This window comes from Actinomycetospora soli (assembly GCF_021026295.1).
GTDB classification, from domain to species: domain Bacteria; phylum Actinomycetota; class Actinomycetes; order Mycobacteriales; family Pseudonocardiaceae; genus Actinomycetospora; species Actinomycetospora soli.
In genome coordinates this window covers 143,735-156,835 of the sequence record NZ_JAJNDA010000008.1, presented here as the reverse complement: position 1 = coordinate 156,835, position 13,101 = coordinate 143,735, and the positions used below count along the sequence as shown (strand labels likewise).

The 13,101-nt window shown below is 74.1% G+C and carries 11 protein-coding genes; 9 read left to right on the top strand and 2 right to left on the bottom strand.

Annotated features, from left to right (window positions below):
- Positions 1 to 174 precede the first annotated feature (174 nt).
- Complete coding sequence (gene nhaA, locus LN037_RS15130) at positions 175 to 1,446, top strand: Na+/H+ antiporter NhaA (protein WP_372460458.1); 1,272 nt, start codon at positions 175 to 177, stop codon at positions 1,444 to 1,446.
- A complete protein-coding gene (locus LN037_RS15125; protein ID WP_230754006.1) occupies positions 1,443 to 1,877 on the top strand; it encodes an Asp23/Gls24 family envelope stress response protein in 435 nt (144 codons plus the stop codon). Before nhaA ends, LN037_RS15125 begins: the two co-directional genes overlap by 4 nt.
- Here the strand turns inward: LN037_RS15125 and LN037_RS15120 are convergent, their stop codons facing one another.
- A complete protein-coding gene (locus LN037_RS15120; protein ID WP_230754004.1) occupies positions 1,878 to 2,042 on the bottom strand; it encodes a hypothetical protein in 165 nt (54 codons plus the stop codon).
- Positions 2,043 to 2,258: 216 nt separating this feature from the next.
- On the opposite strand from LN037_RS15120, the gene LN037_RS15115 reads away from it, so the two are divergent.
- Entirely contained in the window at positions 2,259 to 3,458 is a 1,200-nt protein-coding gene (locus tag LN037_RS15115) for a lipopolysaccharide biosynthesis protein (RefSeq protein WP_230754002.1), read from the top strand.
- Positions 3,455 to 4,165: a class I SAM-dependent methyltransferase gene (locus tag LN037_RS15110; RefSeq protein ID WP_230754000.1), complete on the top strand. Its 711-nt coding sequence runs from the start codon at positions 3,455 to 3,457 to the stop codon at positions 4,163 to 4,165. Before LN037_RS15115 ends, LN037_RS15110 begins: the two co-directional genes overlap by 4 nt.
- 1 nt (position 4,166) lies before the next feature.
- On the opposite strand, the gene LN037_RS15105 is transcribed toward LN037_RS15110, so the two are convergent.
- Positions 4,167 to 7,655, bottom strand: a complete 3,489-nt coding sequence (locus tag LN037_RS15105) for an arabinosyltransferase domain-containing protein (RefSeq protein ID WP_230753998.1) — start codon at positions 7,653 to 7,655, stop codon at positions 4,167 to 4,169.
- Between the two features lie 206 nt (positions 7,656 to 7,861).
- Here LN037_RS15105 and LN037_RS15100 point away from each other — a divergent pair, with 206 nt between their 5' ends.
- The 5 genes from LN037_RS15100 (at position 7,862) to LN037_RS15080 (ending at position 13,100) form a co-directional block, all read left to right on the top strand.
- Positions 7,862 to 9,562, top strand: coding sequence for a hypothetical protein (locus LN037_RS15100; RefSeq protein WP_230753996.1), 1,701 nt, complete (start codon positions 7,862 to 7,864; stop codon positions 9,560 to 9,562).
- 227 nt (positions 9,563 to 9,789) lie between these two features.
- Positions 9,790 to 10,896: a glycosyltransferase family 4 protein gene (locus LN037_RS15095; RefSeq protein ID WP_230753994.1), complete on the top strand. Its 1,107-nt coding sequence runs from the start codon at positions 9,790 to 9,792 to the stop codon at positions 10,894 to 10,896.
- A 25-nt stretch (positions 10,897 to 10,921) separates the two neighbouring features.
- Positions 10,922 to 11,647: a class I SAM-dependent methyltransferase gene (locus LN037_RS15090; RefSeq protein WP_230753993.1), complete on the top strand. Its 726-nt coding sequence runs from the start codon at positions 10,922 to 10,924 to the stop codon at positions 11,645 to 11,647.
- Positions 11,648 to 11,724: 77 nt separating this feature from the next.
- Positions 11,725 to 12,324: a class I SAM-dependent methyltransferase gene (locus tag LN037_RS15085; protein ID WP_230753991.1), complete on the top strand. Its 600-nt coding sequence runs from the start codon at positions 11,725 to 11,727 to the stop codon at positions 12,322 to 12,324.
- Positions 12,321 to 13,100 (top strand): glycosyltransferase family 2 protein, encoded by a 780-nt coding sequence (locus tag LN037_RS15080; protein WP_230753988.1) that lies wholly within the window; start codon positions 12,321 to 12,323, stop codon positions 13,098 to 13,100. The genes LN037_RS15085 and LN037_RS15080 overlap by 4 nt, the downstream gene beginning before the upstream one ends.
- The last annotated feature ends 1 nt before the right edge of the window (position 13,101 follow it).

The window sequence follows — 13,101 nt, the reverse complement described above, 5'->3', positions numbered from 1 at the left end:
GCTCGGTCGCGTGGTGTACAGCCGCGAGGTGCACGTGGGGCAGGTCCGGGGGCCTCGGCTCCTGCGTGGTGTGCCTCTCGCGGCGGTGAGGTGGGCGCCCCGGCGCCGGTAGGGTCGTGATCGGTGTGCCGGGAAGTCTGGTCGGCGTCCGCCGCCGCCTGCCCGGGAGCCTCCGTGACCCCACCCACCCGTCGTCGGGAACGCCTCCGCCGGACCCGCACCGGCCGCCTGTTCGTGCCGCCGTCGCCGGGGGAGTCCACCCGGATCGGCGAGATCCTCCGCAGGGAGACGGTCGGCGGAGCCCTGCTGATCGGCGCGGCCGCCCTGGCGTTGGTCTGGGCGAACTCGCCCTGGCGGGACGTCTACACGGCGCTGGGCGACCTGCGGCTCGGCCCCGCGGCCCTGCACCTCGATCTCGACCTCGCGACGTGGGCCGCCGACGGCCTGCTCGCGATCTTCTTCTTCGTCGCGGGGCTCGAGCTCAAGCGGGAGTTCGTGGCGGGTGACCTCCGCGAGCCGGCGCGCGCCGTCCTGCCGGTGGCCGCCGCGGTCGGGGGCATGGCGGTGCCGGCCGTCCTCTACACCGCGATCAACCTGAACCACCCCGGAGGTCTCGCCGGCTGGGCCGTCCCCACCGCGACCGACATCGCCTTCGCCCTCGCGATCCTCGCCGTCATCGGCCGGGGCCTGCCCACGGCCCTGCGGACCTTCCTGCTCACGCTCGCCGTGGTCGACGACCTGTTGGCCATCACGGTCATCGCGATCTTCTACACCGACGACCTCGCGGTCGGTCCGCTGCTGCTCGCGCTCGTCCCGCTGGCGCTGTTCACGCTCCTGGTCCAGCACCGGGTGCGCTCCTGGTGGCTGCTGCTCCCGCTCGCCGCGGTCACCTGGGTCCTGGTCCACGAGTCCGGCGTGCACGCCACGGTGGCCGGTGTCCTGCTCGGGTTCGCGGTCCCGGTGGTCCGGCGGGCGCCCGGCGAGGGTCCCGGCCTGGCCGAGCACTTCGAGCACCGTTGGCGCCCCCTCTCCGCCGGCGTGGCCGTGCCGGTGTTCGCCTTCTTCGCCGCGGGCGTCACCGTGGTCGGGCAGTCCGACCTCGCCGCGACGTTCGGCAACCCGATCACGCTCGGGGTGGTCGTCGGTCTCGTGGCCGGGAAGGCGATCGGGGTGACCGGGGCGGCCTGGCTCGTGCAGCGCTTCTCCCGCGCCCGGCTCGACGAGTCGCTGCGGTGGGTCGACGTGTTCGGCCTGGCGCTGCTCGCCGGGATCGGCTTCACGGTGTCGCTGCTCATCGGCGAGCTCGCGTTCGGCGGCGGCAGCGAGGCCGACGACCACGTGAAGGTCGGCATCGTCGTCGCGTCGGTCCTCGCCGCGCTGCTCGCCACGATCGTGCTGCGCGGCTCCGCACGACGACGGGCCCGAGCGGGTACACGGGGGGCATGACCGCAGCGACGCCCCCGCCCCTCAACCCCCTCGACCCGACCGGTGTCACCGGCACCACCGAGGTCCTGCCCGCCGTCGTCCAGAAGGTCGTCGCGTACGCCACGCGGGAGATCCCGGGCATCGCCGGCCTCGGCGGCACCACGGCGCGTGCGGTCGGCGCCGTGCGTCAGACCCTCACCGGGTCCGCGGAGAACGTCGCCGGAGTGCGGGTCGAGATGGACGGCGACACCGCCGTCGTCGGCCTGGACGTGGCCATCGAGTACGGCGCCGGGGCGCGCGAACTGACGCGGGCGCTGCGCCGGCACGTGCCGGAGGCGGTCGACCAGATCGCGGGTGTCCGCGTCTCCGAGCTGAACATCGTCGTCACCGACGTCGTCCTGCCGGGTGCCGACGTGGAGGACCCGGCGGCGCCGCCCGCCGCGACCGTCTGATCAGCCGGGCGCGACGCCGCGCAGGAACTGGATCAGCGAGTCCCCCGCCGAGGCGAGGCTGTCGAGAATCCCGTTCACGGTCCCGGCAGCCGTGCCCGGTGAGCTGATGATCCAGAAGACGACGAGGATCGCGACGAGCACGCCGACGACCTTCTGTACGTTCACAGCGTCACCGTACCCACACTCACGGTGGAGCACACAGGGGTCCCACGCCATCGTCACGCGGATGGTCGAGAGCGCGCCGAAGATCGGGCGAGGGGCGGGACGCAGGTGGACCACCGCTATCGTCCTCCCATCAGCACCACGACCGATCCGCCCCGTTCCCACCCTCGTGGAGGCCCCGGAGCGAAGCGTCTCGTCGGGTCGGCCGGGCTCGGAGTGGTGCTGTCCGGGCTCCTCGTCAACGTCTACCTCGCGGTGGTCGCGCGTGGCCTGACCCCCGCCGAGTACGCCACCTTCGGCGCCTTCTGGGCGCTCGCCCTGGTCCTCGGCTTCGGTCCGTTCCTGCCGCTGGAGCAGGAGCTCGCCCGCCGCCTCGCGATGCGGGAGTCCCGACGCCGGGTCCTGGTCGCCGGGGCGGGTACGGCCGCGCTCCTCGGCGGACTGGCGCTCGCCGTGCTCGCGGCGGCCTCCCCGCTGGTGTGGACCTCGCTCGACGCGCACGTCAACGCCTTCGGGGCGCTCGTGGCGCTCTGCATCGTCTCGGGCGGGCAGTTCCTGCTGCGCGGCATCCTCATCGGCACCGACCGCCTGGTGCGCCACGGCGCGGTGATGGTCCTCGACGCGCTCCTGCGGCTCGGCTTCGCCGTGGTGCTGGTGGTCCTGGGCACCGACCGGGCCGCGCTCTACTGCTGGGCGCTCGTGGCCGCCATCGCGCTGGCCCACCTGCCGCTGCTCCCCGCGGTGTGGCGGCGGGCCGAGCGGGAGTACCCCGAGCCGGGGTCGGGCGACCACTCCACCCGGGCGCTGGCCACCTCGGCGCTGCCGCTGCTCGTGGGCTCGGTCTGCGCCCAGTTGCTGCTCAACGGCCTGCCGGTCGTGGTCGTCGCCCTCGCCGAGGGTCCGGCGCAGGCCGCGGCGGGCGTGTTCGTGGCCGCCTTCACGATCGCGAAGGCGCCGCTGTCGATGGTCGTGCCGCTGCAGTCCGCGGTGGTGCCGACGCTCACCCGGCTCCTCGCCGCCGGTCGCCGCCGCGAGGTGGTCAGGCTGCTCAGCCGCGGCGCGGCCGGGCTGGTCGCGCTCGCCGTCGTCGGGGTGCCGCTGGCCTGGTGGATCGGGCCGCCGCTGGTCCGCCTGATCTTCGGGTCGGCCTACCGCATCGACGGCGTCGAGCTCGCGATCATCGTCGCGGGCGTGCTCGCGCACGTGGGTCTCGTCGTGATCACCCAGGTGCACGTCGCCCGGGCCCGCCACGTCGACGTGGCCCTGAGCTGGCTCGCGGGACTCGTCGTGGCCGGCGCGACGTTCTGGTTCGCGCCGGGCGTCGTCGTGGCCGGCGAGGTGGCGTTCGGGGTGGGCTCGCTGGTGGGCGCGGTGGTGAGCACGCTGTTGCTGGCACGGGGAACCGGGAGACGTCGATGACCTTCGAGCCCCATCAGGGGGAGGCCGAGCACTACGACGCGGCCTACTACGACGCCAACGGGCAGGCCGGCGACCGGCCCGCACTCGGCTACTACACCCGCCTCGTCGGCCGCTACTGCGACGGCGGGCCCTATCTCGACTTCGGCTGCGGCACCGGCCACCTCGTGCGTCGGCTCTCCGCTCTCGGCGAGGCCGCGGGCTTCGAGCTCTCCGACTGGTCGGCCGCGGCCGCGCGCCGCAACGCGCCCGGCTGCACCGTCACCACGGCGGTCGAGGACCTTCCCGACGACGGGTTCGGCGCGCTGACCGCGATCCACGTCCTCGAGCACCTCACCGACGACGTCGTCGAGGACGTCCTCGCGACCTGGCGGCGCATCCTGCGCCCGGGCGGGCAGGCGCTCGTCGTCATGCCGGACCCGGCGGGGCGAGGTCGCGCGCTCGCGGGCGCGGACTGGATGGGCTACGCCGACCCGACGCACATCAACCTCAAGCCGCACGCCGAGTGGCGCTCGGTGCTCGTCGACCACGGCTTCACCGTGGAGCGCGAGGGCACCGACGGCCTGTGGAACGTGCCCTACTCGCGCCTGCCGAAGCTGCTCGACGCGGCCCGGTACGCCGTCCCGGCCTTCGCGCAGTTCCTCTCGGGCCGGATGGTGCTGCGGCCGGGCGCGGGGGAGTCGTCGATGTTCGTGCTCCGCGCGCCCTGACCTACTGCGCCAGCCCCGACACCACCCGCGATCCCGGCTCCACCGTGTAGCGCTCGCTCGGATAGGGCTGCTCGAAGAGCATGAGCAGCACGTCGTCGTCGACGTCGGGGAAGTCGTGGAACCGCGTGCGGAGCTCGGTGACGTCCGCCTCGCGGTAGGCGTTCCCGACGATGCCGCCGTTGTCCGGCTTCGCGACGAAGTCGGCGAGGGCGAAGCCCCGGGTCTCGCCGTAGCCGAGGAAGCCGTCCATGGTCTGCGTGATGCCGTCCTGCTGGATCGGCTGCGTGATGCAGGGGAAGAGGAAGGCGTTCTCCCAGGCCACCGTGTAGACCCCGGTGCGGGGCAGGGCCGCCGCCATCGGCGCCCACCGCTGGAACAGCGGCGCCGAGAACGCGAGCCAGCCCCCGACGTCGGTGGCCCCGTCGGTCGCGGTGAGGCGGACGAGGGTCGCGTCCGCCGGCGCCGTCTGGGACTTCGTGACGTCGAGCGCCCGCCAGTCGGTCCCGTCGCTGGTCTCCTTCACCGGGCGGACGCCGAGCGACTCCACCCCGCCGGGGCCCTGCCGCCCGAACTCGACGGCCAGGGTGTTCCCCTCGCCGATCCGTCCGGAGATCTCGGTGGTGACGGCGATGTCGTCGGTGTTGCCGGGCGGGAGCCGGTACCAGCCGGTGGTGAACGAGCCGGTCCGCGCGTCGGGTGACCGGCCGGGGGAAGGAGCCTGGAAGCTGCCCCACACCGTCAGGTCCGGCGCGAGGTCGGCGGGCGGCGGGCTGCTCGTCAGGTAGGCGTCGCGGGGGAACGCGGTGTCACCGAACTCCTCGTCGGCGGGGGGCACGGGCACGAGCGGTGCCAGCGGGAAGCGCTCCGGGGTGAGCACGTCGATCGCCTGCTCGGCCCCGCAGCGGGTGGCTGCCGGATCGCGCCACGCGTCACCCGCGGGGGAGTACGTCGTCGCCGTCCGGTCCACCGCGAGGGCGAAGTCGGCGATCGTGCGGGTGGTCGTGGCCGCCATGGCCAGGACGCAGAGCAGGGGGATCGCGACGAGCAGCGACCACGGTCGCCACCCCTTGCCGCGGAAGGTCGTGACGAGCGCGACCAGGAGCGTCAGGACGACCAGCAGCACCGCCCAGTACTGCGGCTGGTCGAAGTAGAAGCCCTTCACCGAGGGGTAGTCGAGCCACGAGGGCTGGCCGAGCCCCCACATGAAGGCCCAGCGGTTGCGGCCGTGGCCGGAGAGCGCGATGACCGCGATGGCCGCCGCTGCCGCCGCGAGGATCGCCGGCACGGGGACGCGGCCCTTCCCGGCGCGCACCGAGTCGCGCACCAGGCCGGGGGCGGCGACCAGCAGGAGGGCGAGGAACGGGGCGCCGACCCCGACGATCGCGCCGAAGTGGTGCGACGGCTTGGAGGGGGTCGGCAGGAGCAGGGCGAACGCGAGGATCGTCGACCAGCCCACGAGCATGAGCCGGGACGGCACGGGGAGGTCCCGCACCCGCGCGACGACCGCCGTCACGAGGAACCAGACGATCGCGAGCAGGCAGAGCAGCACCGTGATGCGCTTGGTGTAGGTCCCGAAGCGGGAGGTCTCGTCGAGCAGCAGGGCGTACCGCTGGAACTCGAGGTACCAGGTCTGTGCCCGCTGGATCGGCGCGAAGATGGCCTGCGAGCGGGCGAAGTCGCCGAACGTCCCGTCCGCGAACCCGAACACGGCCCCGATCGCCCCGGGCGCGATGACCACCAGGAATCGCGGGGGGATCTCCCACCAGTGCGCGGAGCGCTCCCGGATCAGCCGCCACGCGGTGGGGGCCGCCGCGAGCAGCGGGGCGAGGCAGATGAACCCGGTCGGCGCCGTCATGAGCCCGATCGAGCCCACGCCGACCGCGACCGCCAGCAGGTCCAGCCGACGCCGCTCGATCCCCTCGGCGACGAGGGCGAGGGCACCGGCGGCGAAGACCGCGGTGTAGGGCTCCGGCCGCGTCCCGACGTCGTAGGCGAGCCACCACGCCAGGAAGGCGACGCACAGGGTCACCCGGGAGGCGAGGGCGAGCCAGCGGTGGTCCTTCCACGGGTGCGTCAGCCCCGGGCAGCGGGCGACGAAGGCCCGGATCGCGATCCAGGTCAGCAGCCCCGCCACCACCGACGGCACCCGCAGCGCCACCGGAGAGAAACCGGCCTGCTGCTGCCACCACGAGAGGAGGTAGTACGGCCAGGAGAACGGCGTGAAGCCCTGGTTGTAGAGCTGGTAGTAGTTCGCGACGTAGCCGGCGTGCGGCACGTTGGCCGCCATCGCCGAGTAGTACCCGTCGTCGTCGGTCAGCGGGGCCAGGTAGAGCCAGGACCAGAGCGCGACCACGACGACCGCGTCCACCAGACGGGGCCGCCAGGTCGAGAGCCGCGCGAGCAGGACGCGGTCGATCCGGGCCCACCACGGGGTCGGACGCAGCCCGTCCGGTGCCCGCTCCCGGCGCTTGCGGCGGGCCAGGAGGATCGAGGCGGTCGTCGCGAGCCCGCCGAGGACCACCGCGACGATCGCCGCGGTGATCAGGGCGTGCTTGAACGGGGTCGGGGTGCTGGCGTACCGGTCGTCGGCGGTGATGCTGACGGACAGGTCGTCGGGCCGGGCGCCGGGCAGGGCGGTGAGGGAGGTCGAGAGCGCGTCGACGTCGGGCAGGGCGCTGATCGGTTTCGGGGCGGGCCGCGAGTCGGGCGGGATGTTCCTGGTCTCGTCGGGGTCGGCCTCCCCGAACCGGGGGACGAGCCGACCGAGGTCCCGCCCGTCGCGGTCGACCTGGACGGCCGCCGCGTCGCCCCGTACCTGGTAGGAGCAGTCCCCGGCGGGCAGCGGCTCGGCCACGATGTCCTGGCCCGCGCTGCGCACGGTGAGGGTGTCGGCCCGGACCCGGATGGCGAGCGCCTTGTCGTCGAACCCGCCGGCGCCCGGGGACATGGTGGTCAGCACGTAGCCGTCGGGCGTCGCCCCGGCGTCCCGGGCGGTCCGGCAGCTGAACCGCACCGAGAACGACTCCGGCTGGTAGGCCGTGAGCATCAACATCGTCGACTCGGGCCGGTTCACGTCCAGCGGCCACCGGATCTCCGGGGAGTTCTGGACGACGGGCGCGAACGGTAGGAGCAGCCCGCACACGACGGCGACCAGGGCCGACACGACCGCGACCACCCGCGCCACCAGCAGGCCGTCGAGGCCCCACTCGGCCGGGCCCCACCGGTCGGGGCGCTCGTCGTCGGGGGTGAAGGCGTCACGCGCCGAGGTCGCCGAGGTCGCCCCGGAGTCGTCCGAGGTCCCGGGGTCCTCCGAGGTCCCGGAACGCCCGCTCTCCGGGGGCATGCGCTCGGTCTCTGCCTCGAGTGCGCCGCGACCGCCGCGCGGGACGAGCCGCACCGTCGCGAGCGTGCGTCGCAGCAGGCGCAGCGGGGTCGTCGTCGTGCTCCCCGATCGCGGCTCCTCGACACCCCGATCGGTGTCCTCGCCCACTGCTGCTCCGTCCCGCCGCCGCCCGGTCGCGGAAGACGCTAACAACCAGCGCGTCGGGCTCGTCGTGAAGCCACACGCGAGGCGTTCCTGACTACGCTCGCGGCGGACCGTGTCACCCGGAGGAGGGTCGGCTGACCACCACGAGGACCCCATCTGCGCCCCCCGTCGTCATCGATCCGCCGTCGGGACGGCGCACTCCCTGGGCGGTGCCCGCCGAGCTGGGCATCCTCCTCGGCTACCTCGCCGCCTCCGGGCTGCTGTTCCACCGCGTGCTCGGCGACCTCGCCGGGCGCGCGACCGGGGTGGTCGCCTCCGACTCCTCGTTGTTCACCTGGTGGCTGGGCTGGACCTGGTACGCGATCTCGCACGGCCTCGATCCCCTCGTGTCCACGTGGCAGAACGCGCCGGCGGGCGTCAACGGCATGTGGAACACCGGCGTGCCGGTGCTCGGGGTCCTCCTCGCGCCGGTGACCGCGACCGCCGGTCCGGTCGTGGCCGACAACGTCGCGATGCTCCTCGGGCCGGTCGCGTCGGCGTACCTCGCGCACCGCTGCCTCGTCGTGGTGGTCGGCCCACGCTGGATCCGGGCGCTCGCCGGCCTGGTCTACGGCTTCTCGCCGTTCGTGATCGCCCACGCGTGGGTGGGGCACGTCAACCTGGTGTGGTCGGTGTTCCCCCCGGTCGTGCTGTGGGCGTCGGTGCGGGTGCTGGCCGCGCCGCGCCGACCCTGGCTCGCCGGGGCGCTGCTCGGGCTCGCGTTCTCGCTGCAGATGGGTCTCTACACGCAGACGGTCGCCCTGGGTGCCCTCGCGCTGGTGGTGGTGGCGGTCGTGCTCGCGGTGTCCGCGCCACGGACGGCGTGGCGTCGGGTGCCGTCGGTGCTCCGGTCGCTGACCGCCCTCGGCGGGGTCGTCGCCGTGCTGTGCGCCTACCCAGTGTGGGTGCTGCTCGCCGGACCGTCCCGGCCGCGGGCGTCGATCCGCGAGGCGACCGAGACGGGTGCGGACGCCGCGAACCTGCTCATCCCGTCGCCGCTCACCGCGATCCGTCCGGGCACCGACGCCCTCGCCGCGCAGCTGCGCGTCTATCCCGGCGAGCAGGGCTCCTACCTCGGCGCGGCGATGGTGCTCGTCCTCCTCGCGGCCGTCGTGCTCGTGCGCTCGCGGGCGGTCCTGGTGACCTGCGTCGTGATCATGCTGCTCGCCGTGCTGTCGCTCGGCACCACGCTCGCGGTGCTCGACCAGGACACCGGGGTGTGGCTGCCCTGGCAGCTCCTCGTCGACGTGCCCCTCGTCGGCCAGGCCGAGGCGGGGCGGCTCGCGCCGTTCGTCGCGCTCGGCGTCGTCACGATCTGGGCGCTCGCGCTGCAGCACCTCGTCCGGCCCGTTCCCGACGGCCGGTGGCGCCGGCTGGGGCGCGCGACCGCTGCGGTCCTCGTGCTCGCAGCGGCCGTGACGTGGGTGCCCGGGGCCGACCACCAGGGGACCACCGACGCCTCCGCGCCGGCTTTCTTCCGCGCGGGCGCTCCGGGCATCGCGCCGGGAACGATCGTCGAGCTGGTCCCGCGGCCGTCCCAGGACTGGGTGCGCGACGGCGGGGTGCCGGTGCGCTGGCAGGCCGTGGCCGCGTTCTCCTACCGCCAGACCGGGGGCTACTTCATCGGCGGCAGCGAGCGGTTCCCCGTGCTCCACGACGGCGAGATCGGACCCTTCCAGCAGGGGATCCTCGACGGCGGACGCGGGGGCGTCGCCGCGGCCCGCGCGGACCTGGCGGCGAAGCAGGTCGGCGCGATCGTCGTCGTGCCCGACCACGTGCCGGACCCCGACCGGGCGCTCGCGTGGGCCCGGACCGTCGCGGGCGATCCGGGCCGACTCGTGGCGGGCAGCTGGGTCGTCCCGGTGCGATGACCGCGCGGTTCACGCCGGGTTCACCCGATGCAGCCGAGATCGCGATCGGTAACCGCCGGACGTCCGGATCGTGCTCGTCTGTCCGGCGGATCGCTGCGGGGCGTGACACCGACGATCTCTCTCGACCGATACCGTGGTCCCTGCACGGATGACATCGGCCGACCACGGCGGTCGCCCGCGAGTGGAGGCAGGGAGGCGCGGTCATCGCCCGCACCGGGACACCCGTCGTGAACGACGTCGTCATCGTGCTGACCTACTACTCGCCCTACGTCTCGGGACTGACCAACGTCGCCCGGGACGTCGCGGAGGGCCTGGCCGCGCGTGGGTGGCGGGTCTGCGTGGTGGCCAGCAAGCACGAGCCCTCGCTCCCGACACACGAGTACGTGAACGGCGTCCGGGTCGTCCGCGCGCCGGTCCTCGCCAAGGTCGGCAAGGGGACCGTCGGGGTCAACCTGACGCGGCTCGCCCTCCGCGAGATGCGACGCTCGCGGGTGGCGAACCTGCACCTGCCCCTCATCGAGGCGAGCCTGCTGACCCGGTTGGCCCCCATCCCCGTCGTCTCGACGTACCACTGCGACGTCAGCCTGCCGCCCGGCATGGTCAACGTGGCACAGCGCGAGGCGGTCGACCGCTCCAGCCGCGGCGGCCTGAAGCGATCGGTCGCCACCGTGGTGACCAGCGAGGACTACGCCCGGCAGAGCCGCCTGTGGCCGGAGATCGCGCCGCACATGGTGGCCATCCCGCCGCCGTGCGCGCCGGTGGCGCCGGCCGCGCCGACCTACCGGCGGGGCGGCGGCTTCCACGTGGGCTTCCTCGGGCGCCTCGTGGAGGAGAAGGGCGTCGAGCACCTCGTCGACGCCTTCCTGGCCCTGGACGACCCGGACGCCCGGCTGCTCATCGGCGGCGACCACAGCCGGGTCGCCGGGGGCAGCGTCGTCGACCGCGTCCGTGCGCACGCCGGTGACGACCCGCGGGTGGAGCTCCTCGGGTTCATCCCCGACGAGCGCCTGGGTGAGTTCTACGCCTCGATCGACGTGTTCGCGCTGCCGTCGGTGAACGCCTTCGAGGCGTTCGGCATCGTCCAGGTCGTGGGGATGCTCGCGGGGGTCCCGGCCCTCGCGAGCGACCTGCCCGGAGTGCGGCTGCCGGTGGAGCGCACCGGGTTCGGCAGGATCGTGGCCCCGGGCGACGCCCCGGGGCTGACCGCCGCGCTGGCGGAGCTGCGCGACGACCCGCCGGACGCCGAGCGCGGGCGGACCGCCGCCGCCGAGGCGTTCAGCGTCGAGTCCGTGCTCGACGCCTACGAGGCGGTCTTCACCAAGGCCGCCGGCTGATCACCGACCCCTGGAGAGCCCTGCTGTGACCACCGACCGCGACATCGACGACGTCTCGCGCACCTGGACGAAGCTCGGCGGCGAGGACCCGATGTGGGCGGTGCTCACCGACCGGGGCAAGTCGCGCAACCGGTGGAGCCCGGAGGACTTCCTCGCCACCGGCGTCGCCGAGATCGACTCGGTGCTCGAGCGCGTCGGTGCGCTCGGGCTGCAGCCGGGCCGGACGCGCGCGCTCGACTTCGGCTGCGGCGCGGGGCGGCTCTCGCACGGCCTGGCGCAGGCGGGCTTCGGCGAGGTCCTCGGCTGCGACATCTCGCCGACGATGCTCGCCAAGGCCCGCGAGATCGTCCCCGACGAGGCGTGCCGGTTCGTGCAGGTGACCGGCACCGACCTGGCGGCCGTCGAGACCGACTCGGTCGACCTCGTGTACTCCTGCCGGGTGCTCCAGCACATGCCGCCCGCCCTCGCGCACGGCTACGTCCGGGAGTTCTGGCGGGTCGCGCGTCCCGGTGCTGTGGTCGTGTTCCAGATGCCGACCCAGCCGTCGTCCTCGCTCGCCGGCCGGGTGCTCTCCGCCCTCCCGGTCGGCGTGGCCCGCCGGCTCCGGCGCGGGATGGAGATGCACGGCACCCCGGAGCCCGAGGTGCGGCGCCTGGTGGAGTCGCTCGGGGCCCGCGTGGTCGCCGCCGATCCGGACACCAGTGCCGGTCCGCGGTGGGACTCGCGGCTCTACATCACGACGAGCGCCTGACCTGCGCCTACGCCCTTCGGGTGACCTGTCCGGGGTGCCGGATTCGTCGGCGGGAACGACGTCACTACCCTCGCGGCGTGGCCTTGGACACCGGGGGAACCGAGGGGCGCACCTACACGGATCGTCTGGTGCGGCTCGAGGGAGCGCGCTGGAAGCGCGTTCTCGACGTGCAGGCGCCCTACCGGCGCAACCTCCGTGGGCTGCTTGGCGGCCGACGGGTCCTCGAAGTGGGCTGCGGGATCGGGCGCAACCTCGTCTCGCTCTCGGCGGAGAGCGTTGGTGTCGACCACAACGCGACATCGGTGGAGGCCTGCCGGCGCCGCGGGCTCCACGCGGTCACCGTTGACGAGCTCGACGACTCGGTCGGCACCTTCGACGGCATGCTCGCCGCCCACCTGCTCGAGCACCTGGAGCCGGGTACGGAGGCCGACGTGCTCCGGCCGTACACGCGCTACCTGCGGCCCGGCGCGCGGATCGTGCTGATCTGCCCGCAGCAGCGCGGCTTCCGGTCCGACGCGACGCACACGGTGTTCTTCGACGACGCCCGCCTCGCCGCGACTCTCCGCGCGATCGGTGCGGAGGTGGAGGCGCAGCGGTCGTTCCCGTTCCCGCGACCGGCCGGTCGGGTGTTCACCTACAACGAGTTCGTCACCGTGGGCCGTTGGGAGGGCGCGTGACCGTCACCGCGCCCGCGACCACGGCCGAGCGGCCGAGGCTGGCTCCGGTCCTGGTCGTCCTGCCCGCGCTGAACGAGGCGGAGTCGATCGCTCCGGTCATCGCGGAGGTGCGCTCGCACCAGCCGGCCGCGGACGTGCTCGTGGTCGACGACGGTTCCACCGACCGGACGGCCGACGTGGCGCGGGCCGCGGGTGCGCGGGTGATGTCCCTGCCGTTCAACCTGGGGGTCGGCGGCGCGATGCGCGCGGCCTACCGGTTCGCCTACGAGGAGGGCTACGACTGCGTCGTCCAGGTCGACGCGGACGGCCAGCACGATCCCTCGGACATCGGTCGGCTCCGGGAGGCGCTGGTCGGCGCGGACGTGGTGATCGGGGCGCGGTTCGCAGGGGTCGGCGACTACGCGGTCCGCGGTCCGCGTCGCTGGGCGATGCGGCTCCTCGCGTCGACGTTGTCGAGACTGGTCGGCACACCCATCACCGATCCCACCTCGGGCTTCCGCATGGTGAACGCGAACGCGCTCGCCCTGTTCGCGTTCGACTTCCCGGAGGAGTACCTCGGGGACACGGTCGAGGCGCTGGTGCTGGCGAGCCGGGCGCACCTGCGGATCGCCCAGGTGCCGGTCGCGATGCGCGAGCGGACGGCGGGGACGCCGAGCCAGAACGCCTTCCGCTCCTCGGCCTACCTGGCCCGCGTGGTGACCGCCATCGTCCTCGCGGTCGCGCGACGCGCGCCGATCGTGCGGCCGGGATCGACCGCCGAGGCGTCGGCAGCCTGAC

Coding starts and splice junctions, on each gene's coding strand:
- LN037_RS15125 (WP_230754006.1), top strand. CDS start 1,443: ATGACCGCAGCGACGCCCCCGCCCCTCAACCCCCTCGACCCGACCGGT.
- LN037_RS15110 (WP_230754000.1), top strand. CDS start 3,455: ATGACCTTCGAGCCCCATCAGGGGGAGGCCGAGCACTACGACGCGGCC.